A 22,933-nucleotide genomic window follows, 5' to 3' on the forward strand; every position below is an offset into this window, starting at 1 on the left:
CAACAACAAAATTATGGTAAACCATACTCAATCTTCGAAAACGATTTCGTTAGATCAATACGGCATTAAAAATGCAAGGGTCAATTATCAATTATCTTCAGACGAGCTTCAAACTGAAACTATTTCAAAAGGACAAGGTGTAGAATCATCTTCTGGTGCTTTAGCTGTTAATACAGGTGAATTTACTGGGCGTTCTCCTATGGATAGATTTATTGTTAAGGACGCTATAACAGAAGATAAAATTTGGTGGGGAAATATTAATATTCCTTTTGACGGTGATAAATTTCAAAAGTTATATGAAAAGGTAACACATTACTTATCTGATAAAGAACTTTATGTAAGAGATAGTTATGCTTGTGCAGATGATAACTATAAATTAAATATTAGAGTTATTAATGAGTATCCGTGGAGTAACATGTTTGCTTATAACATGTTTTTGCGACCTACGGAAGACGAGTTAAAAGACTTTTCTCCTGAGTGGACAGTAGTAAACGCTCCAGGTTTTTTGGCAGATTCTGAAATAGATGGAACACGTCAGCACAATTTTGCCATTTTAGATTTTACACGTAAAATTGCCTTAATTGGTGGTACAGGTTATACAGGTGAAATTAAGAAAGGTATATTTTCTGCACTAAATTTTATACTTCCTGTTTTTAAAGAAACGCTACCAATGCATTGTAGTGCAAACGTCGGTAAAGATGGAGATACAGCTATATTTTTTGGATTATCAGGTACGGGAAAGACAACATTATCTACTGATGCCGATCGTAGTTTAATTGGTGATGATGAACACGGTTGGACAAAAGAAAACACTGTTTTTAATTTTGAAGGTGGTTGTTATGCTAAGGTGATTAACTTATCTAAAGAACAAGAGCCAGAAATTTTTGCGGCTATAAAGAAAGGCGCAATTCTCGAAAATGTAATTATGGATGATAATGGTGTTGTGGATTTCACAGATACTTCTATTACCCAGAATACAAGAGTAAGTTATCCTATATATCATATTGAAAATATTAGAAAACCATCGATAGGAAAAAATCCAAAGAATATATTTTTCTTAACAGCAGATGCTTTTGGTGTATTACCTCCAATTTCTAAACTAACACCCAGCCAAGCAGCGTACCATTTTATTTCCGGTTATACAGCTAAAGTAGCAGGAACGGAGGCAGGTGTCGTAGAACCGGTTCCAAGTTTTTCTGCATGTTTCGGTGCTCCATTTATGCCACTACATCCAACAGAATATGCAGATATGTTAAGTAAGAAAATGCTAGATGCAGGTGTAAATGTGTGGTTAGTTAATACGGGTTGGACAGGCGGTCCTTATGGTGTAGGTACTCGTATGAAATTAAAATATACGCGCGCTATGATTAATGCAGCATTAAATGGTGATTTAAAAGATTATACTTACGAAGATTATCATATACATTCAGTATTTGGTGTAGCACAACCTAGAACTTGCCCTGGAGTACCAACTGAAGTATTAAGTCCAAGAGCAACTTGGAATGATGATGAGGCCTATTATAAAATGGCCTTTAAATTATCTAACGCCTTTAGAGAAAACTTTAAGAAGTTTGAGTCTTATGCTTCTGAAGAGGTTAGACGTGGTGGTCCACAGCGATATGCATTCTAATTTTATAGAAAAATAAATAAAAGCGATTCTAATATTTAGAATCGCTTTTTTGTTTAAATTAACTTATTGATTATAAAATGTTTACTGAGATTGTAATATTAAATTGAGTTTTTATATATTGTTCCTTATTTAAAATAAAATGAAACAGAATTCCCTCATCCTCGCACTGCTATTTTTAGCCGTAAGTCAAATTTGTATATCTCAAACCAAGAAATTTAGTGTCTATCTCGTTTTTAACTCCGATAATCAGGAGATGAATGTCGTTGAGAAGAATGTTAGTGATTCTGTTAAGATAAGAACATTCAGTTTTTCTAAGGACCTTGCAACTGAGAATTTTAAATATGCTTTATCTGTTGGTAATAATGGAAAGCTAAGTAAGAACTCAAGTGTAGCTCCAAAATCTAAAGAAGCTAAAATAACACTTTATCATTACTCTTACATCCATAATGACATTGAAGTAAGCGATATGTCATCTGATAATGTTATAAATTACGATGATTTTATAAACTCAGAATTTAAAAGTTTTAATACCATATTAAATAGGGCTTCAAAAATCTTTGTAGTAGATTTAAAAAACAGGCAAGAAGGAAATTCTAATTATAGGGCTTACGAAGTTAAGTTGTAAAATAAAAGACCATTTGATATCAAATGGTCTTTTTATTTAGCTGAGGTTAAGATATTATTTTCCTTTATTAACAGAATCAATATATTTCTGAAGTGCCATCGTCATTGAAGGAGTCTCTGCAGTTGGAGCAGATATATCTACACGAAGTCCTTTTTCTTTTACAGCTTTAACCGTTGTGTTTCCGAATACGGCTATACGTGTATCATTTTGTTTAAAGTCCGGAAAATTATGAAATAATGACTCAATACCAGAAGGACTAAAAAACACTAAGATATCATAATAAACATTTGCCAAATCAGATAAGTCACTGATTACAGTTTTGTAAAACGTAGCTTGTGTCCAATTAACACCTAAATTATCTAAGGTTTCAGGGATTATTGGTTTTACCTTGTCTGTAGTTGGTAATAAGAAAGATTCGTCTTTGTATTTTTTTATTAATGGCATTAAATCTTCAAATGTGCGCTTACCAACGTATATTTTACGTTTTCTATAAACAACATATTTTTGTAAATAATAAGCTACCGCTTCAGATTGACAAAAGTATTTCATAGCATCTGGCACTTTAAAGCGCATTTCATCTGCTACTCTAAAGAAGTGATCTACAGAATTTCTACTTGTTAAAATAATGGCTGTAAATTTACTTAGATCAATTTTTTGCTGTCTAATATCTTTCGATGATACACCTTCTACATGTATAAATGGTCGAAAGTCAACTTTAACTTTTTGCTTTTCTTGCAAATCAAAGTACGGAGAGTTCTCTATTTTAGGTTCTGGTTGTGATACTAAAATTGTTTTAACTTTCATACAAACCCTTTTGTTTTAAACGTTATACTCGCTAATCGCCTTGTATAAAAGAACATAAGGCGCAATTTCGAGAGCGCAAAGATACAATAAAAAATAGAAAAAATTTGGATTTATTATTTTTCGATAATTTTTAAAAGAGATGATAAATCCAATGATATTTATCAAGCAAATTAAAGATAAGGTTATTAAAATAATGATTTTCGTAAAGCCTGTTGTATATAAAATAAAACTATTAGCTATTAATAGTAGAATACCAGAATAATTTTTAAACGTAGTTTTTTGAAATAGATAATGATCTATCAAACTGTCTATTTCAAAAAGACTACCAATTAGCCGTTCTAAAAGTGTTTTAATAATGATAAGAGTAGAAAAGGCAAAAAGTGTTTTTAGAAACGCAGTAATATCAAAAGGTATGTCAGAAATGAAGGAAGAGTAGCCAAAATAAAGAAAGATACTTGCAGATAAAGCAAGATTGATAAACAAAAACCCATCGAAAGGATCAATAAATTTTTGGTCTTTGCTGTAAATTTTTAAGTACTTAGAATTTCCTATAACGGCTATAAAATCATTAAACCTTAAAGTATTTAAATATTTTGCGATAACAATAGATGTGAAACCAAATACGGTAAATATGGTTAACCATTCGTTAGTAATGAAATTTCGCATACTGCTAAATTATGAAGAAATATATGCTTTACATAATTATAATCTTAAGAAACATATAACAGTCTTTAATCCATTAAAAACTTTATTTTTGTTGAAATTATTTATGCTGCGTTAATGCATATTTTAAATTTGAGCTAATGTCTGACGCTATTGTCATTATCCCAACTTATAACGAAATTGAGAATATAGAAGCTATTATTAGAGCTGTGTTTTCTCAAAAGAAAGATTTTCATATTTTAGTTGTAGATGATAATTCACCTGACAAAACTGCCCAGAAAGTAAAAGAATTACAACAAGAATTTAAGACTTCACTTTTTTTATTAGAGAGAGACAAAAAAGATGGTTTGGGTTCAGCCTATATAGCAGGTTTTAAATGGTCTACAGAAAAAAAATATGAATTCATCTTCGAAATGGATGCTGATTTTTCCCACAGTCCTAAAGATTTAGAGCGTCTATATGACGCTTGTGCACTCGATAATGCAGATGTTTCTGTAGGATCTAGATATGTCAAAGGAATAACTGTAGTTAATTGGCCAATGTCACGTATATTGTTATCATATGGAGCATCTTGGTATGTAAGGTTAATAACTAGGATGAAGGTTAAAGACTCTACAGCTGGTTTTGTGTGTTATAAAAGAGAGGTTTTAGAAACTATAGATTTAGATAAAATAAAATTTGTTGGTTACGCCTTTCAAATTGAAATGAAATTTAAAGCCAACAAGAGCGGATTCAGAATAGTTGAAATTCCGGTAATATTTAAAGATAGAATAAGAGGGAAATCAAAAATGAGTGGGAGTATTATATCTGAAGCTATTTTTGGAGTTATAAGTTTAAAATTGAAAAGCATATTCATTAAGTATTAAAATAAATGAAACGAAATACCCTAATAAAAAATGCTAAGATTGTCAACGAAGGTCAGATAATAGAAGGAGACATTCTTATAGAAGATAATATTATAAAAGATATAGATATTTCGATTAGTGTTAAATCGGCTGACGTTACTGTTATTGATGTTGAGGGTAATTATGTCCTTCCAGGGATGATTGATGACCAGGTGCATTTTAGAGAACCAGGCTTAACACATAAAGCAAATATTGAAACAGAGTCTAAAGCAGCTCTGGCTGGTGGTATTACTTCTTTTATTGAAATGCCTAATACTAATCCGCAAACAACTACAGTAGAGAAGTTAGAAGAAAAGTTTAAAATTGCAGAGCAGACTTCTTATGCTAACTACTCATTTATGTTTGGTGGTACAAACGATAATTTAGAGGAAATATTAAAAGTTAACCCTAAAACAGTTGCTGGTTTAAAATTGTTTTTGGGTTCTTCAACTGGTAATATGTTGGTAGATGACCCTAAAGTAATCGAAAAGATATTCTCAAGTACAGATATGGTTATTTCTGTTCATTGTGAAGATGAGGCGACGATTAGAAAAAACTTGGCAGCCTATAAGGAAGAGTATGGAGATGATATCCCTATGGAATTACATCCAATTATTAGAAGTGAAGAGGCTTGCTATATATCATCCTCAAAAGCTATTGAATTAGCAAGGAAAACAGGGGCAAGATTACATGTATTTCATCTATCAACAGGTAAAGAGACTAGCTTATTTTCAAATAAAATACCTTTAAAGGATAAAAAAATAACAGCTGAAGTTTGTATTCATCATTTGTGGTTTTCAGATGAAGATTACAAAAGAAAAGGTAGCCATATTAAATGGAATCCTGCAGTAAAGACAGCTAAAGATAGAGATCAACTTTGGAAAGCCTTATTAGATGATAGAATAGACGTGATTGCAACAGATCATGCTCCTCATACACTTGAAGAAAAAAGTAATTTATATACTAGTGCACCTTCTGGAGGTCCATTAGTACAGCATGCACTTGTTGCTTTGTTAGAAGCTCATCATCAAGGAAAGATACCAATTGAGAAAATAGTAGAAAAGGCATGTCATAATCCTGCAATACTATTCGATGTTGAAAAACGCGGTTATATTAGAAAAGGGTATTATGCAGATTTAGTTGTAGCTGATTTAAATAACCCTTGGACAGTTAATAAAAGTAATATTTTGTATAAGTGTGGTTGGTCGCCATTTGAAGGCAATACGTTTAAAAGTAGAATAACACACACTTTTGTTAATGGTGAGTTAGCATACAACAACTTTAAAGTATTAGACGTTAAAGCTGGTAAGCGTTTAACTTTCAATAGATAATATGAGAAAGATTAGTGTATTTATAATATTGAGTCTTTTTTTAGCCTGTGTAGGAAATGATAAACCTTCAAAGCCAGCAAATCTTATACCTAAGAGTGATATGGAGAACATACTTCACGATTTATATATTATAAACGGTGCTAAAGGTGTAAATAGAAAGCTCTTAGAGAAGAATGGTTTTCAACCAGAAACTTATGTTTTAAATAAGTATAATATTGATAGTTTGCAATTTGCTAATAGCAATAAGTATTACGCTTTTGATACTGAAGTTTATAAAAGCATCATTGACAATGTAAAGTCGCGATTAGAAAGAGAAAAAGAAGATTACGAAAATCAGGAAAGAGAAGAGGTGATGGAAGCTAAACGGCGAAGAGATTCTGTTAAAAAAGTTAATGAAGTATTGAAAGATTCTCTTGCAAAAATTTTAGGTAAGAAAAAGGATTCAATACCTAAGCTCATACAAGACATCTCAATTAATTAATAATTTATTTTTCTAAGTCTTTAAGGTATAATTGACAAACCTTATCTATAGCATAGTCTATTTTAGTGTACTGAAAATTTAAAGTTTTTATAAGCTTTGAATTATCGTATTGAGTTATGCTATGCGCTGATTTAGCGTTTTGTTTAGAAATGCTACGTCGTTTACCAATAATCTTATGAGTTAACCAATCTAATCTCCAAGCTAAACCTAGAAGCCAAGGTTTAGCTTCTTTTTTTGGAGGTTCTATACCAAGTTCTTTTGCAACTTTTTGCAGGAAATCTTTGAAGCTTAGATTTTCTGAAACAAGAATAAAACCTTCATTTCTAATATCACTTGCCATAAGTTCTATCATAGCGTCAATAACATCAAAAACATAAATATAACCGGTAATTCCAGTAACATAATGACGCATTCCATTATAAACTTTTTTGAATAGATTGCCACTACTTCCACCGTTCCAATAACCTGCCCCTAAGATTATACCAGGATTAACAATAACAATATTAAGACCCTCTTGAGAACCTCTCCATACTTCTAACTCCGCTCCATACTTAGTTATTGCATAGACGCTATTGTCTGCCTCAGCATTCCACGCTGTTTTTTCATTTATTAGTTTTTGCTCATCTTCATTATGCCCTATTGCTGCTATTGAACTTACATAGCATAATTTATTGACCTCATAAGCTACAGAAAGATTTACGATATTTGCCGTTCCTTCAATATTTATTTTTCGAAGTTGTTTATACTTATCTGGTTCAAAAGAAACAAACGCAGCACAATGATATACATTTGTAATATTAACAAAGGCATGTTGAAGTTTAGGAACATCATTTATATCTGCTTCAATCCATTCAATTTTATTAAATAGTTTATCAGCTTCATTAGAAAAATAAGAGAAGACATGTTTCACACGTTTTAGTGTCTTTTTTCTTCTATATATTGCCCTAACGTTTTTTCCGTTACTTACAAGTTTATAGAGTAAATGAGAGCCTACGAGACCTGTTCCACCTGTGACTAATATCATACCGCTAAATTACGTTAAAATTGTCTTTTGTCTTTTAATGCGGAAACATATCTTTGTTAAAATCAAATAAGAATTATTTTACGATGAAAAAGAATTTTCTTGAGGAATTGCAGTGGAGAGGTATGTTGCACGATAGTATGCCAGGTATTGAGGAGCATCTTTCAGAAGAGTTGAGAAGTGCGTATGTAGGCTTTGACCCTACTGCTGATTCTTTGCATATTGGTAATTTGGTTCCTATAATGTTATTAGCACATTACCAAAGGTGTGGGCACAAGCCTGTCGCATTGGTTGGTGGTGCAACAGGTATGATTGGTGATCCCTCTGGTAAATCTAGTGAAAGAAATCTGTTAGATGAGAAGACTCTGCGTCATAACCAAGATGCAATTAAAGGTCAGTTAGCTCATTTTTTAGATTTTGAAAGTAATGATGCTAATGCTGCTGTATTAGTTAATAATTACGATTGGATGAAAGAATTTTCATTTCTAGAATTTATAAGAGATGTAGGTAAACACATCACTGTAAATTATATGATGGCAAAGGATTCTGTAAAGAATAGAATTTCTGCCGAATCTACGAGTGATGGTATGAGTTTTACGGAATTTACCTATCAACTTGTTCAAGGCTATGATTTTTTACATTTATATAGAGCCAATAATTGTTCTATACAAATGGGTGGTAGTGATCAGTGGGGAAATATTACTACCGGAACTGAGTTGATCAGGCGCGTTGCAGGAGGTAAAGGTTTTGCTATTACATGTCCTTTAATTACAAAAAGCGATGGTTCTAAATTCGGAAAGTCAGAAGGTGGAAACGTGTGGCTAGACGCAAAAAGAACATCTCCATATAAGTTTTATCAATATTGGTTAAATTCTAGTGATGAGGATGCAGAAAAATATATCAAGATATTTACTTTTTTAACTAAAGATGAAATAGCTGAGATTATTCTTAAACATTCAGAAGCGCCTCATTTAAGATTACTTCAAAAGCGATTGGCTGAAGAAATTACCGTTATGGTACACTCAAAAGAAGATTTTGAAAATGCAGAAAAAGCTTCAAATATATTGTTTAGTAAATCTTTTAAAGAGGATATTAGGACTTTAGATGAAGATACCTTTTTAGATGTATTTGAAGGTGTGCCACAAGCTGAGATTGCGCAGTCCGATTTTAAAAATGGTTTAGATATGATAGGTGCATTGGCAGCTAAAACTAATTTCTTAAACTCCAATGGTGAAGCGCGCAGAGCGTTGAAGGAGAATTCAGTTTCTGTAAATAAGCAAAAGGTAAATGAATCTTTTATACTTTCTTCTGATGATTTAATTAATGACAGATATATTATACTCAATAAGGGAAAGAAAAATACATATATTATTAAAGTAATTTAAAAAGAAAAGTGCTCATATTTATATGAGCACTTAACTAACCAATCAATCAACTTAGAGACTGAATTTAACTTTTCTTTTTCATAGAATTAATTAAATTTTATCGTCTCCCAATTTAAGTCGGCTTTTTCTTTCAAACCTTTCACATTACTTTTTAACCATTTTTTTAAGGTGTTGTTTCCCCAAGAATTATAGAACAAAAAAAGTTTCCCTTCTCTAATTTCAAAGGTTTCAGGGTTAATATCAACCTTTTTAGAATTTATAGCGACGGCATATGCGCAATAGCCACCATATTGAGGTATATAAGTAGTTGGTGCTTTTAAAAAAATATCTAAATTTTGCTGAGAGTAAAATTTGTATTTAGCACCATCAAAAGTTGTGGTGTAGGATTTTGAACCTTTCATAGCTCTTTTATTAAAATATGCTACTACATCATAACCTTCCGCTACAAATCCTTTATTGGTGTTATAATCTATTGTCTGTGCAAATACGCTTGTTACTGTAAGTATATATACAGCTAAAAAATGTTTCATTTAACTACTATTATTTTCAAGTCAGTCGAAAAATAACTGATCTCTTACAAAGCCATTAAATTACAGCCTCTAATATCTGAATTATCAAAGCGACCTATAATTTCAAAACTACCGTCTTTGTAAACTTTTCCCAGATCTTGAGTAGCTATAAATGAGCAAGAATTAATGTTAGCTAAATCAATGACGTTTATACCTCCTGTTTTATTTGGTAGTTGGATTGAAAGTGCATCTTCCGTATCTCTTGTTATAATCTTCATCCACCGTGGGCACTCAAAAATTCCTTTACCTTTAGAATACGCTTGGCTTAAAAGTTCTGTCATACCATATTCGCTATGAATTTCATTCATTTTAAAACCGGACTGAAGAATATTATGAAGTTCTTGTCTTATAATCTCTTTACGTCTTCCTTTCATACCACCAGTTTCCATAATTATGGTATGTTTTAGATTAAATTGAAATTGTTCTACCAAGTCTAGTAAAGCAAAAGAAACACCTATTAATATTGTTTTTTGAGATTTTTCTTCAAGTTGATGAATTTTACTTTTTAAGTCATCTAAATTATTTAAATAAAAGCCGCTTTCTTTATGTGCAGATCTAGTTATTAAATCATCTACCATATAAACAAGAGAAGAACCATCGCGCTCTAAATAAGATGGTAGTAATGCTAGTATGGCATAATCTTCAATATTTCCATAGAAATTTTTAAAACCAGTTAAATAACTTTCTCTATAAATGGTTAAATCTGTAATATGATGTTTGCTAGTTAAAGTTCCTGTAGTACCTGAACTGGTAAAAGTTTTTTTAATAGGATTAGCCGAACTTACAACATGATGACTTTTAAAAAATTGAATAGGTAAAAATGGAATATCCTGAATAGATTTTACATCAGCCGGATGTTTGTATAATAAATCGCAAAACGACCTATAAATAGGATTGTTCTCAAACTGAAACTTAAAAACATCTAATGCTAGAGAATTAAACTCGGCATCTGATGCAATATTAAAAATCCTGTTTGTAGAAATCATTTTGCAAAAATATGGAAATAAAAAAGCGCAGCTAAATTATGAGCTGCGCTTTAGTTATAAAATAAAAACAATATTACTTAATCACTAATTTTTTAGTAATTGAAGCATTGTTTTGTGTAATTTTTACAATGTAAATTCCAGTATTCAAGTCAGAAACATTTAATCTATTGTTAATTAAATTTTCATTCTTAACTTGCTTACCAAGAATATCAAAAACTTGTACTCCCATAGTTTCGTTATTCGTAGAATTAATATTTACAAACCCTGTATTTGTAGGGTTAGGATATAATGAAAAACTATTAGAATTAAAGTTATCTGTAGATAAAACGTCTTCGCTGAAATCAGCAGAGCTTCTTGCCGTTAAGAAATACAAGCTACCACTTCTTTCATTAACTATACCAACAATATCAGTAGCCACAAGAGGAACAATACCGTTTTGATCGGCATAATCTGCATCAAAAAATGTAGATCTAAAATTAAACATATCTCCACTTTGGCTCATGCCATGTTCAGAGCCACCAGAAAAATTAGGTGTGCTGTTTTCCATTGTAACGCCAGTAACCATAACCAATTCTGATTCATAATTTTCAGGATTAGTAGCTAGGTCTAATAAAGAAACCATTTGTGGTGTTAATGTATTTCCAGTGGTACTTGCTGCACCAGGATCTTCTGATACGGCAAACTGCATCATACCACCAAAAGAAGTTAACTGACCAACAATTCCAGTAATTCCATCACCAATAGCGTAAGTTGTTGTAACGTTACCTGATGAATCATCTATTAATATACCTCCAGAGCTATCTTCAATAAATTTTTGATTTCTGAATGATTGCTGAAAAGTAATCAAAGCTTCACCAGTTAATTCATAAAACTCACCTTCTGTAGCAGCTCTTAATGCGGCAATATCTGCTACTTGAGCAATATTTTCTATAGAAAATGTTACTTGATCGGAATCTAAAACTCCACCATCAATTAACTCAACAGTTACCGTGTAAGATTGACCATTAATAGTAGTTACTGAAAAAGGATTATCCGTAATACCATTAGTTGTTGTTCCATTCACAGTAATATCAACAGTTGCAGTGCCAGGAGCGTTAACAACCGTATATGCAATATCCACAGATGTTGTTCCTGGAGCAAAAGATGCTGCGTCTGAAGGAGCAGTAATAGTTATGCTTGCTGTATTCATAGAAGAGAAAGACTGGCTAGAATTAACAGCTCCAGATGATTGAGCAGATGGTCCTGACCATGTAAACTCTTCATATGTGTCACCTGTACCAGTTAGTTGTAAAGATTCACCAATGGCAGTACCACTAGTTTCAGCAACACCAATATCCTCAGAAGTCATCCCGTCTGCTGGTCCACCAGAAGCAGTTAAAGAACCTTCGTAACTTAGAAATTGAACTACAACACCAGAATTATTTACTAAAGCGATTGCATCTGGAGCACCATTTTGCAATGCATTGGCAGCAAAAGTAAATCCTAGAGTTCCGTAACCATTATCTTGATCTGTAATTGTTCCAGACAAAGCTTCGTTACCATAAGATGTTCCATTAGAACCATTATATTTTTCAATAGACCAACCTGTTAAATCTGTCCCAGCAGGACCAGCGATCTCTACACCCTCATCAACATCACCACCAGAATTATCATAATGTAGTTCGTTAATAAAAACCGTAGTTTGTGCAAAAGAGAATGCACTAAACAACAATGTAAAAAGTAAAAAGTAAAGTTTTTTCATAATAAAATTTTAATAATTAGAGCATAAATATACTAACAAATAGCGAGTTTCAATGTAGGTTTTTATTAACAACAGCCTTTTTTACAATAACTTAACATGAGTGTTATTAAGGGGTTAAGTAATCGTAAGATTATTGTTTAATGTTAGCGAATTGTTATCAATTTAGAAATCATATTAACTTAAAGCAGATATATTTTATATTTACGAAAGCTTATTAAACACCTTAACATTGAAAAAAAAAGATATTAAAATATTATTGGTTGATGATGAACCAGATATATTAGAAATAGTAGGTTATAATTTATCTGCTGAAGGTTATCAAGTTATTACGGGAGAAAATGGTTTAGAGGCTATTGAAAAGGCGAAAAAACACAATCCTCATTTAATAATATTAGATGTAATGATGCCTGAAATGGACGGTATAGAGGCTTGTGAACGCATTCGCCAAGATTCTAAATTAAATAATACTATAATTACGTTTTTAACAGCAAGAGGAGAAGATTATTCTCAAGTAGCTGGTTTTGATGCTGGCGCTGATGATTATATAACCAAACCTATTAAGCCAAAAGTTTTAGTGAGTAAGGTTAAGGCATTATTGCGCAGACTAAAAGATACAAATAACGAAACTGACTCAATTAAAATAGGCGATTTAGTAATTAATAGAGAAGAGTATAAAATTACCAAAAAAGGCAAAGAGATAATTTTACCTAGAAAAGAATTTGAATTATTATCTTTGTTAGCAACTAAGCCAGGTAAGGTTTTTAAACGTGAAGAGATTTTAGATAAAGTATGGGGTAATGAAGTTGTTGTTGGTGGAAGAACTATTGATGTGCATATTAGAAAACTTCGTGAAAAGATTGGCGATAAATCTTTTAAAACTGTAAAAGGTGTTGGTTACAAGTTTGTTGACTAATGCAAAAAACTAATTTAAAAAAGACTTATAAGTTTGCCCTAAGAACGTCTTTATACGTAACAGTTTTTATTACACTCCTAGTAAGTGTTTTTTTGTATTACTTCCATACATTTAATTGGCAAGTAGTCATCTTTCCATTAATTTGCTTCCCTTTATGTTTTGCTATTGTACAATATAGAGTAGAGCGTTTTATATACAGACGTGTAAAGAAAATATATGACGATCTTACACTTTTAGAGTCCACAACATTAAGACAAAACCCTATAACTACAGATATGGGTACACTAACAAAAGAAATAGATAAGTACGCAAGAGATAAAAAAATTGAGATTGAAACTTTAAAAGTTAGAGAAGAATATCGTAAAGAGTTTATAGGAAATGTTTCACACGAGCTTAAAACTCCACTATTCACTGTTCAAGGTTATATAGACACACTTTTAGATGGAGGCATAGAAGATACCAAAATCAAGAAAAAATATCTAAACAGAGCGAGCAAAGGAGTTGAACGTTTAACATACATAATCAAGGATTTAGATATGATTACTAAACTAGAAGTTGGTGATCTTAGTTTAAATAAAGAGCGTTTTGATATTGTAGAGCTCGTGAAGAATGTCTTTGAACTTTTTGAAATGAAAGCAGCAAAGAAAAATATAACTTTGACTTTTGATATGGACTATACTGAGCCAGTAATGGTTTATGCAGATGTAGAGCGTATTCAGCAAGTTTTAACTAACCTTATCGTAAACTCTATAAAATATGGAAGAGAAAAAGGTACAACTGAAGTTAGTATTGAAAATTTGATAAAAAATAAAGCCATTATTAGAATTACAGATAATGGTGAAGGTATAAGTCAAGAGAATTTACCACGGCTATTTGAACGTTTCTATAGAGTCGATAAAAGTGGGTCCCGCAAAGAAGGTGGTTCGGGTTTAGGTTTATCAATTGTAAAGCACATTATAGAAGCGCACGAAGAAAAAATGTATGTAGAAAGTGAGATAAACGTTGGTAGTGAGTTTTCTTTCACTTTAGAAAAGTCTGAATAATTCTTGGTAATTCACGTCATCTTCAAGAGATTTAAAACCAGAATAATTTTCAATATCCTTTAGCATTTCAATTTTAAATAACTTTTGGTTGCAGCTTGGGGCTATACCTTCAGATTGTAGTTTTTTTGCTAAATATTCTTGTTCAAATTGACCAGGAGTAGGAATTAAAAAAGCCTTTTTTTCAAGCTTGGCGTAATCCATTAGAGATGTGTAACCCGATCTACTTAATACCATTTCACATTTATTTAGAGCTTTCTCTAGTTCTACACTTGTCATGTAATTGTAAACAGTGATATTATTCTTTTCAAATTTCTTCTGCTCAGATTCTAGAATTCCTTTTACAAAACAAACCTTGCCTTTATAGTTTTCTAATTGAATAAATAACTTTTCTTCGAGATATGTACGCTGTGGTTCTGGGCCAGATAATATAATAAGAAGATTGTATCTTAATGGAAGTTTTTGTTTTTTAAATCTACTTAATGGACCAAGATATTTTAATGAGGACTGATAGTCTTTTACATGTCCTAATTCACCACTTAAATTATTTTTACCTCTGTGATCTGGTATCCAACATTGGTCAAATTTTGAAATAATTTTTTGATGAAACTTACTGCTTAACCAAGTTGTATTTCCGCTTAAAACACGTAATTGATGGGTTATAAAAACAGAAGGAATATGCTTCTGTCTTACACCAAATCTATTATCAGAAATAATACCCGAAATATCTTCTGATTTAGTAAGCTCTTGAATAGCTTTTTTTTCTCTCTTAATAGTTTTTAAAAGATGAGGTGAGTCTTTAACAATCTTAATTTTAAAGCTATTTCCTTTTTTTGCATAGGTAATATTATAAGAGGGAAGCTCAAAAAATTGAAGGTTTGGATATTCCTTTTTCAATAATGATAATGCATAACCATCACTTGCAATAACGGGTTCAAAATTATTTGCTAATAAGGCATTTATTATAGGCATACATCGCGTTGCATGGCCTAATCCCCAATTTAGAGGTGCTACTAATATGCGTTTTTTATGATGAACATTCATGAGCTATACCGGAGCATCGAGAGTTTTATTATTTCAGAGTCTAAATAATTTAGAGTTGCTTGTAATAAACAAAGATAAACCTAAAATGTTTCCTTAATTTTACCAAATTATTAATAAGTCATAAAAACGTGGGAAGTAAAAATAAGCTCAAACGATTTAAAGAAAATGAAACTTTTAAGAATGTATTTCAACCATCAAGAGCAGAGCTAGTTGAAGAAATTTATAAGCTAAAAGGGAATTGGAGAAAAGACGTTTTTAAAAATGAAAACCCTTTAGTACTAGAATTGGGTTGTGGAAAAGGGGAATATACGGTCGGCTTAGCTCGACGTTACGCAAATAAAAATTTTATTGGTATAGATATTAAAGGTGCACGATTTTGGCGTGGAGCAAAAACAGCTCTAGAAGAAGATATTTCTAACGCAGCATTTATTAGAACCCAAATAGAATTGGTAGATCAGGTATTTGAAGAAAATGAAGTTGATGAAATCTGGATTACATTCCCAGATCCGCAAATAAAATACCAGCGAACAAAGCACCGTATGACCAATCTTCAATTTTTAGAACGTTACAAGAAAGTTTTAAAACCAGGAGGCGTAATGCATCTAAAAACCGATAGTGAATTTATGCATGGTTATACTCTTGGTTTGCTTCATGGTAAAGGTTATGAAGTACTATACGCCAACCATAACGTATATAAATTAGAAGGAAGCCCTAAGGAAGTTACAGAAATTCAAACTTTTTATGAAAACCAGTATTTAGAAAAAGACAAAGCAATTACGTATATTAGATTTAAAATCAACTAAAATTTGAGCATTACAGTTGTCTTCTTCCTCGGACTATTTGTCGCACTTATAGGTGTAATTCCTCCAGGATTGCTCAATATGACCGCAGCTAAGATAAGTCTAAAGGAAGGTCCAGGAAGTGGTATTACATTCTCTTCTGGTGTATGTTTAGTTGTGTTTATTCAGACTTATGTTGCTTCTATTTTTGCAAGATATTTATCTAACAGACCAGATATAGTAGAAATATTGCAGCGTGTAGCTTTTGTCATATTTGTATTAATCACAATATATTTTTTAATAATTGCGAGAAATCAAAAAGAAACTAAAGTTGAGACTGATGTAAAAAGTAAAAAAAGCCGTTTTTTTTATGGAATGTTACTATCTGGCCTAAATGTTTTCCCCATTCCGTATCAAGCATATATGACAATAACCTTAGCTTCTTTTGGTGTTATGGATTTTGAACGCACTAATATAATTACATATGTTACCGGTGCAGCTATGGGTACTTTTGTGATGTTATACTTCTATATTTTCTTTTTTGAAAAAATAAAAGACAGAAAATTTACCTCTCAAAAAAGTATGAATTATAGTATTGGTATTATAACAGGGATAGTAGCGTTAATAACTCTTATTAATATTTTGAGAGAGCTGTAATTTTATAGTATGAAGATTTCAAGTTAAATATTTAAATAATAAGCATACCTTTTTTTGCTCAAAAAAATAGAAAAAATTCCATGAAACCAGAAACACTTGGTTTTTTCGAAAAAGTATACGAAGTTGCTAGACAAGTTCCTTTTGGGAGAGTAACAAGTTATGGTGCAATCGCAAAATATTTAGGTGCGGCTAAAAGTGCTAGAATAGTTGGCTACGCAATGAATGGTTCAGCAGGTAAAGATGTGCCTGCGCATCGCGTAGTTAATAGAAAAGGACTGCTAACTGGTAAACATCATTTTGAAGGAACAAATTTAATGCAGCAGCTCATAGAAAATGAAGGTATTGAAGTAATAGATAATCAAATTCAGAATTTAGATTCTGTATACTGGGATCCAACTAAAAATCTAAAATAAATAGTAGCCATTATTAATCCAAATCCAATCATTATTCAATTCAATTTAAGAGCTTCAAAATCTAAACTTTTAGCAGTATCTTTGCGTTTAGAATAAATCTAGATAAGAAGTGAAGCTTAATAAACAAGATATATTAAATGCCCTCAAAACTATTACTGCACCTGGTGAAGGAGAGAATATGGTGGACAGTGGGGCAGTAACTAACGTAGTTACATTTGCAGATGAGGTAATCGTTGATATTACTATAAAAAATCCTAGTCTTCAGGCTAAAAAGAAAACAGAAGTAGATATTTTACAGACTATTCATAAGTCTGTTTACGAAAAAGCAAAAATAAAGGTCAATATTAAGGTTGATACACCTGCAAAAGCCACTACAAATGAAATTAAAGGAAAGGCTATTCCTGGTATTAAAAATATTGTTGCTGTTGCATCAGGAAAAGGCGGTGTTGGTAAATCTACTGTAACCGCAAATTTAGCAGTTACACTGGCTAAGATGGGATTTAAGGTAGGTGTTTTAGATGCAGATATTTACGGACCTTCTATTCCAATAATGTTTGATGTTGCTTCAGAACGCCCATTGTCCGTGAATGTTGGAGGCAAATCTAAAATGAAACCTGTCGAAAATTACGGTGTAAAAGTATTATCAATAGGATTTTTTACAAAGCCAGATCAGGCTGTAATTTGGAGAGGACCTATGGCTTCAAAAGCATTAAATCAGATGATATTTGATGCAGCTTGGGGAGAGCTCGATTTCTTATTAATTGATCTACCTCCAGGAACTGGTGATATTCATTTGAGTATTATGCAAGCTTTGCCAATCACAGGTTCTGTAGTAGTAAGTACTCCTCAAAATGTTGCTTTGGCAGATGCAAAAAAAGGAGTTGCGATGTTTCAACAAGAAAGCATAAATGTACCTGTCTTGGGTATTGTTGAGAATATGGCCTATTTTACTCCAGCAGAATTACCAGGTAATAAATATTATATATTTGGTAAAGAGGGAGCTAAACATTTAGCCGAAGATTTAGAGGTTCCGTTTTTAGGAGAAGTCCCCCTTATACAAAGTATTAGAGAGGCTGGTGATTTGGGCAGACCTGCTGCATTACAAACCGATACTGCAATAGAAAAGGCATTTGAAAATATAACGAGAGATGTAGTACAACAAGTTGTAGATAGAAATGAACATTTGCCATCTACAGAAGCAATAAAAATTACAACAATGGCAGGTTGCTCTGCTGTAAATAAAAAGTAAATGAGCTCAGAAGAACTTAAATTAAATGTAGAAAAAGCACTAGACGAAATTCGTCCATTCCTGCAGAGTGATGGTGGTGATATTAATTTATTGTCTATTGATGACGGTACCTTGGTAAAGGTGCAGCTTGTTGGGGCTTGTACCTCTTGTAGCGTTAATCAAATGACATTAAAATCTGGTGTTGAAATGACAATTAAAAAATACGCGCCGCAAATAGAACGTGTTATTAATGTAGAATAGACGACAGGTGATTTTTATCATATTTCAGTTAAAAATACATTCTTAGTTTTGTTTCTAATTCTTTATCCATGATTACAACAGATATACTTATTATAGGAGCTGGGCCAACAGGTCTCTTTACAGTTTTTGAAGCAGGTCTATTAAAATTAAAATGTCATTTAATAGATGCTTTACCACAACCAGGGGGTCAGTGTTCTGAGATTTATCCTAAAAAACCGATTTATGATATTCCTGCTTATCCAGAAATTTTAGCTGGGGATTTAACGGACAAATTATTAGAGCAATGCAAACAATTTGAGCCTGGTTTTACCCTTGGTGAACGAGCTGAAACAATTAAAAAGCAAAAAGACGGTACATTTATTGTTACAACTAATAAAGGAACGGAACATAGGGCACCTGTTGTTGCCATTGCTGGAGGTTTAGGTAGTTTTGAACCAAGAAAACCATTATTAGACAACCTAACAAATTTTGAAGATAAAGGAGTCGAGTACATTATTAAAGATCCAGAAATATATAGAGATAAAAGAGTAGTTATTGCTGGTGGTGGAGATTCTGCCTTAGACTGGAGTATCTTTTTAAGTGATGTCGCTAGTAACGTAACATTAATTCATAGACGGAATGAATTTAGGGGGCATTTAGATTCTGTAGAAAAAGTTCAAGATTTAAAGAATAAAGGAAAAATTAATCTTATAACACCAGCTGAAATTACCGCTATAAATGGTACTGACAAAGTTGAAAGTGTTGAGGTTACTAAAAAAAATGAAGCACCTCGTTTGCTAGATACAGATCATTTTATCCCATTATTTGGTCTATCTCCTAAATTAGGGCCTATTGCAAATTGGGGATTAGAAATAGAGAAGAACGCCATTAAAGTAAATAACTCATTAGATTATCAAACGAATATTCCGGGTATTTTTGCTGTTGGAGATGTTAATACGTATCCGGGTAAATTAAAACTGATTCTTTGCGGCTTCCATGAAGCTACTTTGATGTGTCAAGCAGCTTATAAAATTATAAATCCAGGTAAAAGATATGTATTAAAATATACTACAGTTAGCGGAGTGGATGGATTTGACGGAACTCGTAAAGAAGCACCAAAAGCAGTAGTAAAAGCTATAGATTAATTGGATAAGGTAGACATAAATATCACCATTATAGACAGAGAAGGTATAAGTCATAAAATTGAAGCACCTACTGATATGGCTATGAACTTAATGGAAGTAGTGCGCAGTTATGAACTAGCTCCAGAAGGTACTATAGGTATTTGTGGTGGTATGGCAATGTGTGCGTCTTGTCAATGTTATGTGTTAAGCGAAACAGAATTACCTCAAATGCAAGACGATGAAGAAGCAATGTTGTCTGAGGCATTTTTTGTAAAAGATAATTCGCGATTAGGGTGCCAGATTCAAATGATACCAGAAATGGAAGGATTGCAAGTTGAGTTAGCTCCAGAATCTTAAATCAATCTGTTTTATAATCAGTCAAAGAGGTCGGTCCTTCTAATAGAAAGCGATCAATTTTTAATGTACCATCTTCGGTAGTCACAATTTGCCATTTAATCAAAGATATTTTACCAGATTCTATTTCAATACCAGTTATGCTTCTTGGGTGAACACAGCTACCGTCATTGAAGAAAGCGATATCACCCGGTTCTGGAAAACGAGGTCTGTGTGTATGACCAACGATGGTTATTAGATTAGAATTATCAGTAATCCATTTTTTAGTTCTGCGTTCTACTTTAATTAGTTCTTTATAGTTTTTTGCAGGACTTGTAGGATCTGCTATACCCATTACGTTTAAAGGTTTCCAGAGTACACGGACCATAAATCTACTCCATTTCCAGAATAGGTAATTCCACCAATCGGCTTGGTGGCCATGACATAAAAATAACTCTTGTGAAGTTTCTGAATGTTCTAGCACAATTCCTTCATGGTATTTTAAATCACAAAATAACTCAACATCTTCACCAATTTTGGGATCAAAGTAAGTAGATAGGTGTTTTTCAACATAAATAGGGTCGCGATACACCATGTCGTGATTTCCCCAAATCATATGTAGACGGTCCTGTTCATGAAATAATTTCATCAACATATACACGTTTTTATGTGCATTTAGAATAGAGTTAAAAGAGAGATTCTCCCAAAGCTCGTCACCATCTCCCAATTCGCAATAGCTAAAACCTTCAGAATAGTAATGTTGTAAAGCATGAAAGTAAATGTTACGATTATTTGCGAAATCATCAGCAAAACTATTATCACCACGATGGCAATCACTAAATAAAATGAATTTAGAATTGTCATCAAAGGAGATACGTTTGGCATTTTTATAGGCGCGATCTAATCTAGATTTTGAAGACATAAAGTAAATGTAAACAAAAAATGCTTCTCAATTGAGAAGCATTTTTATAATCTTTTCTAAACGAATCAGTCTGAATAAAATAATTAAATATCGCTTAGGGACTTATTTGAAGGCATTTAAACCAGTAACATCTAAGCCAGTAATTAGTAAGTGAATATCGTGAGTACCTTCATAGGTTACAACACTTTCAAGATTCATCATATGTCTCATAATAGAGTATTCTCCACTAATTCCCATACCTCCTAACATTTGTCTTGCATCTCTAGCAATTTTTAAAGCCATATCTACATTGTTACGTTTAGCCATAGAAATTTGTGCTGATGTAGCTGTTCCATTTTCGCGCATTACACCAAGTCTCCATGCTAATAATTGGGCTTTGGTTATTTCTGTAATCATCTCGGCTAGTTTCTTTTGTTGTAGTTGAAACTGTCCAATAGGCTTACCAAATTGCATACGTTCTTTACTATATCTTAAAGCTGTATCGTAGCAATCCATAGCAGCACCGATTGCTCCCCAAGCAATACCAAAACGTGCCGAATCTAAACAGCCTAGAGGTGCTCCAAGTCCAGATTTGTTTGGTAATAAGTTTTCTTTTGGCACTTTCACATTATCAAAAATAAGCTCACCAGTAGCTGATGCTCTTAAGGACCATTTATTATGAGTTTCTGGAGTCGAAAAGCCTTCCATACCTCGTTCTACAATTAAACCATGTATACGACCTTCTTCATTTTTTGCCCAAACTACGGCTACGTTACAAAAGGGCGAATTACTAATCCACATTTTAGCACCATTTAAAAGATAGTGGTCACCCATATCTTTAAAATTAGTTGTCATTCCGCCTGGATTAGAACCATGATCTGGTTCGGTTAAACCAAAAGAACCGATCCATTCACCAGAAGCTAATTTTGGTAAGTATTTTTGGCGTTGTGCTTCGTTTCCGTATTTCCAGATTGGATACATTACTAATGACGACTGAACCGAAGCTGTACTTCGTACACCAGAATCACCACGTTCTATTTCTTGCATGATTAAACCATAAGAAATTTGGTCTAAACCAGCTCCTCCATATTCTTCAGGGATGTATGGTCCAAAGGCGCCTATTTCAGCTAAACCTTTTACAATTTGAGTAGGGAATTCTGCTTTTTGAGCATAGTCCTCAATAATTGGAGATACGTCACGTTTTACCCATTCTCGTGCTGCATCGCGGACCAGCTTATGCTCTTCAGTGAGTAACTCATCTAAATTATAATAATCTGGTGCTTCGAATAAATCTGGCTTCATCGTACAAATATTATGTTATAAGCAAAGGTAACGAAAACGTTTTCATAGAACAAAAGCTATGCTACATTTTCAGATAAAATTCTTTGGTGAGATTGATGTAATCTTCAGTGTAATTATGACGTGAAGTCTCTATAATTAATTCTGAAGATATTACTTCTGTGCCTTTGTAAGAGAACTCTAGTAGACTTCGTTTTATTTCCGAATCAGGATTTCCTTTTACATGAAGTGAACGGTTAAGAAATAAACCTACTTTTGAGGCCAAATCAATGATACGACTTTCTTCTTTAAATGGTATAATAACTGAGAATATACCATTTTCAGAAAGTAAATGAGCTACAGCATAAATTAAATGCTCAAAAGGCATGGCATCATTAAAACGCGCTAAATCTCTTGTGGCATTATTAGTTTTATAATCTTCTGAATAAAAAGGAGGATTACAAATTATTAAATCAAATTCATCATCTACTTCTTCTACAAATTCTAATAAAGAAGCATGAAAGCAAAATAAGCGATCGGCCCAAGGTGAATTCTCGAAATTTGATGAACATTGTTCATATGCATTATCATCAATTTCAATAGCTTCAATAGTTTGTGCTTCACTTCTTTGAGCAATCATTAAGGCTAAAATTCCGCTTCCTGATCCAATATCTAAAACTGAGAAAGGATGAGTTTCTAGAGATGTCCACGCTCCAAGTAATACTGCATCAGTGCCAATTTTCATAGCACATTGGTCTTGGTTTACAGAGAATTCTTTGAATTTAAATGGTTTATTCATTAGTGTTGTCATTCCTGCAAAAGCAGAAATCGATTTCTTTATAGATTTTATAGTGGATTCCTGG

25 protein-coding genes are annotated in these 22,933 nt (G+C 32.5%); 15 read left to right on the plus strand and 10 right to left on the minus strand.

Features of this window, described 5'->3' with window-relative positions; all coding sequences use genetic code 11:
* The first annotated feature begins 13 nt into the window (after nt 1-13).
* Nucleotides 14-1,630: a phosphoenolpyruvate carboxykinase (ATP) gene (pckA, locus tag ACFWU4_RS03630; protein WP_411124962.1), complete on the plus strand. Its 1,617-nt coding sequence runs from the start codon at nt 14-16 to the stop codon at nt 1,628-1,630.
* Nucleotides 1,631-1,769: 139 nt separating this feature from the next.
* Nucleotides 1,770-2,255 (plus strand): hypothetical protein, encoded by a 486-nt coding sequence (locus ACFWU4_RS03635; protein ID WP_411124964.1) that lies wholly within the window; start codon nt 1,770-1,772, stop codon nt 2,253-2,255.
* A 54-nt stretch (nt 2,256-2,309) separates the two neighbouring features.
* Here ACFWU4_RS03635 and ACFWU4_RS03640 read toward each other — a convergent pair whose 3' ends face one another.
* Nucleotides 2,310-3,059: a uroporphyrinogen-III synthase gene (locus tag ACFWU4_RS03640; protein ID WP_411124966.1), complete on the minus strand. Its 750-nt coding sequence runs from the start codon at nt 3,057-3,059 to the stop codon at nt 2,310-2,312.
* Between the two features lie 15 nt (nt 3,060-3,074).
* Complete coding sequence (locus ACFWU4_RS03645) at nt 3,075-3,725, minus strand: DUF4271 domain-containing protein (RefSeq protein ID WP_411124968.1); 651 nt, start codon at nt 3,723-3,725, stop codon at nt 3,075-3,077.
* Between the two features lie 137 nt (nt 3,726-3,862).
* On the opposite strand from ACFWU4_RS03645, the gene ACFWU4_RS03650 reads away from it, so the two are divergent.
* Genes ACFWU4_RS03650 through ACFWU4_RS03660 form a run of 3 tightly spaced genes read left to right on the plus strand, consistent with a single transcriptional unit; the run spans nt 3,863 to nt 6,418 of the window.
* Nucleotides 3,863-4,588, plus strand: coding sequence for a polyprenol monophosphomannose synthase (locus ACFWU4_RS03650; protein WP_411124970.1), 726 nt, complete (start codon nt 3,863-3,865; stop codon nt 4,586-4,588).
* Between the two features lie 5 nt (nt 4,589-4,593).
* Nucleotides 4,594-5,937 (plus strand): dihydroorotase, encoded by a 1,344-nt coding sequence (locus tag ACFWU4_RS03655; protein WP_411124972.1) that lies wholly within the window; start codon nt 4,594-4,596, stop codon nt 5,935-5,937.
* Nucleotide 5,938: 1 nt separating this feature from the next.
* Nucleotides 5,939-6,418, plus strand: a complete 480-nt coding sequence (locus ACFWU4_RS03660; RefSeq protein WP_411124973.1) for a DUF4296 domain-containing protein — start codon at nt 5,939-5,941, stop codon at nt 6,416-6,418.
* Between the two features lie 4 nt (nt 6,419-6,422).
* Here ACFWU4_RS03660 and ACFWU4_RS03665 read toward each other — a convergent pair whose 3' ends face one another.
* Nucleotides 6,423-7,442, minus strand: coding sequence for an NAD-dependent epimerase/dehydratase family protein (locus ACFWU4_RS03665; RefSeq protein ID WP_411124975.1), 1,020 nt, complete (start codon nt 7,440-7,442; stop codon nt 6,423-6,425).
* An 83-nt stretch (nt 7,443-7,525) separates the two neighbouring features.
* Here ACFWU4_RS03665 and tyrS point away from each other — a divergent pair, with 83 nt between their 5' ends.
* Nucleotides 7,526-8,824 (plus strand): tyrosine--tRNA ligase, encoded by a 1,299-nt coding sequence (tyrS, locus tag ACFWU4_RS03670; RefSeq protein WP_411124977.1) that lies wholly within the window; start codon nt 7,526-7,528, stop codon nt 8,822-8,824.
* 86 nt (nt 8,825-8,910) lie between these two features.
* Here the strand turns inward: tyrS and ACFWU4_RS03675 are convergent, their stop codons facing one another.
* The 3 genes from ACFWU4_RS03675 to ACFWU4_RS03685 form a co-directional block, all read right to left on the minus strand.
* A complete protein-coding gene (locus ACFWU4_RS03675) occupies nt 8,911-9,354 on the minus strand; it encodes a YHS domain-containing (seleno)protein (RefSeq protein WP_411124978.1) in 444 nt (147 codons plus the stop codon).
* Nucleotides 9,355-9,398: 44 nt separating this feature from the next.
* A complete protein-coding gene (locus tag ACFWU4_RS03680; RefSeq protein WP_411124980.1) occupies nt 9,399-10,379 on the minus strand; it encodes an acyl transferase in 981 nt (326 codons plus the stop codon).
* 73 nt (nt 10,380-10,452) lie between these two features.
* Nucleotides 10,453-12,120, minus strand: coding sequence for a T9SS type A sorting domain-containing protein (locus ACFWU4_RS03685; RefSeq protein ID WP_411124982.1), 1,668 nt, complete (start codon nt 12,118-12,120; stop codon nt 10,453-10,455).
* Between the two features lie 229 nt (nt 12,121-12,349).
* On the opposite strand from ACFWU4_RS03685, the gene ACFWU4_RS03690 reads away from it, so the two are divergent.
* Nucleotides 12,350-13,033, plus strand: coding sequence for a response regulator transcription factor (locus ACFWU4_RS03690; RefSeq protein WP_411124984.1), 684 nt, complete (start codon nt 12,350-12,352; stop codon nt 13,031-13,033).
* Nucleotides 13,033-14,076 (plus strand): sensor histidine kinase, encoded by a 1,044-nt coding sequence (locus ACFWU4_RS03695; RefSeq protein WP_411124986.1) that lies wholly within the window; start codon nt 13,033-13,035, stop codon nt 14,074-14,076. The genes ACFWU4_RS03690 and ACFWU4_RS03695 overlap by 1 nt, the downstream gene beginning before the upstream one ends.
* Here ACFWU4_RS03695 and ACFWU4_RS03700 read toward each other — a convergent pair.
* Nucleotides 14,059-15,117, minus strand: coding sequence for a glycosyltransferase (locus ACFWU4_RS03700; RefSeq protein ID WP_411124988.1), 1,059 nt, complete (start codon nt 15,115-15,117; stop codon nt 14,059-14,061). The two genes, ACFWU4_RS03695 and ACFWU4_RS03700, sit on opposite strands and share 18 nt — an antisense overlap.
* 128 nt (nt 15,118-15,245) lie before the next feature.
* Here ACFWU4_RS03700 and trmB point away from each other — a divergent pair, with 128 nt between their 5' ends.
* From trmB to ACFWU4_RS03735, 7 genes are all read left to right on the plus strand, one after another.
* Nucleotides 15,246-15,920 carry a tRNA (guanosine(46)-N7)-methyltransferase TrmB gene (gene trmB, locus ACFWU4_RS03705; RefSeq protein WP_411124990.1) on the plus strand — a complete coding sequence of 225 codons (675 nt, stop codon included), beginning with the start codon at nt 15,246-15,248 and terminating at the stop codon, nt 15,918-15,920.
* 3 nt (nt 15,921-15,923) lie between these two features.
* Nucleotides 15,924-16,553, plus strand: coding sequence for a LysE family transporter (locus tag ACFWU4_RS03710; RefSeq protein WP_411124992.1), 630 nt, complete (start codon nt 15,924-15,926; stop codon nt 16,551-16,553).
* 80 nt (nt 16,554-16,633) lie between these two features.
* Nucleotides 16,634-16,966, plus strand: coding sequence for an MGMT family protein (locus tag ACFWU4_RS03715; RefSeq protein WP_411124994.1), 333 nt, complete (start codon nt 16,634-16,636; stop codon nt 16,964-16,966).
* A gap of 109 nt (nt 16,967-17,075) precedes the next feature.
* Nucleotides 17,076-18,215: a P-loop NTPase gene (locus tag ACFWU4_RS03720; protein WP_411124996.1), complete on the plus strand. Its 1,140-nt coding sequence runs from the start codon at nt 17,076-17,078 to the stop codon at nt 18,213-18,215.
* Nucleotides 18,216-18,455: a NifU family protein gene (locus ACFWU4_RS03725; RefSeq protein WP_411124998.1), complete on the plus strand. Its 240-nt coding sequence runs from the start codon at nt 18,216-18,218 to the stop codon at nt 18,453-18,455.
* A gap of 68 nt (nt 18,456-18,523) precedes the next feature.
* Nucleotides 18,524-19,579: an NAD(P)/FAD-dependent oxidoreductase gene (locus tag ACFWU4_RS03730; RefSeq protein ID WP_411125000.1), complete on the plus strand. Its 1,056-nt coding sequence runs from the start codon at nt 18,524-18,526 to the stop codon at nt 19,577-19,579.
* Nucleotides 19,580-19,915, plus strand: coding sequence for a ferredoxin (locus ACFWU4_RS03735; RefSeq protein WP_411125002.1), 336 nt, complete (start codon nt 19,580-19,582; stop codon nt 19,913-19,915).
* A gap of 1 nt (nt 19,916) precedes the next feature.
* Here the strand turns inward: ACFWU4_RS03735 and ACFWU4_RS03740 are convergent, their stop codons facing one another.
* The 3 genes from ACFWU4_RS03740 to ACFWU4_RS03750 all read right to left on the minus strand — a co-directional run bounded on the left by ACFWU4_RS03740 (nt 19,917) and on the right by ACFWU4_RS03750 (nt 22,869).
* On the minus strand, nt 19,917-20,813 hold the full coding sequence (locus ACFWU4_RS03740; protein WP_411125004.1) for a serine/threonine protein phosphatase: 897 nt from the start codon (nt 20,811-20,813) through the stop codon (nt 19,917-19,919).
* Nucleotides 20,814-20,915: 102 nt separating this feature from the next.
* Nucleotides 20,916-22,094 carry an acyl-CoA dehydrogenase family protein gene (locus ACFWU4_RS03745; RefSeq protein WP_411125006.1) on the minus strand — a complete coding sequence of 393 codons (1,179 nt, stop codon included), beginning with the start codon at nt 22,092-22,094 and terminating at the stop codon, nt 20,916-20,918.
* A 61-nt stretch (nt 22,095-22,155) separates the two neighbouring features.
* A complete protein-coding gene (locus ACFWU4_RS03750) occupies nt 22,156-22,869 on the minus strand; it encodes a tRNA1(Val) (adenine(37)-N6)-methyltransferase (RefSeq protein ID WP_411125007.1) in 714 nt (237 codons plus the stop codon).
* Nucleotides 22,870-22,933: the final 64 nt, after the last annotated feature.

It is taken from the genome of Winogradskyella sp. PE311, from assembly GCF_046545555.1.
Taxonomy (GTDB): domain Bacteria; phylum Bacteroidota; class Bacteroidia; order Flavobacteriales; family Flavobacteriaceae; genus Winogradskyella.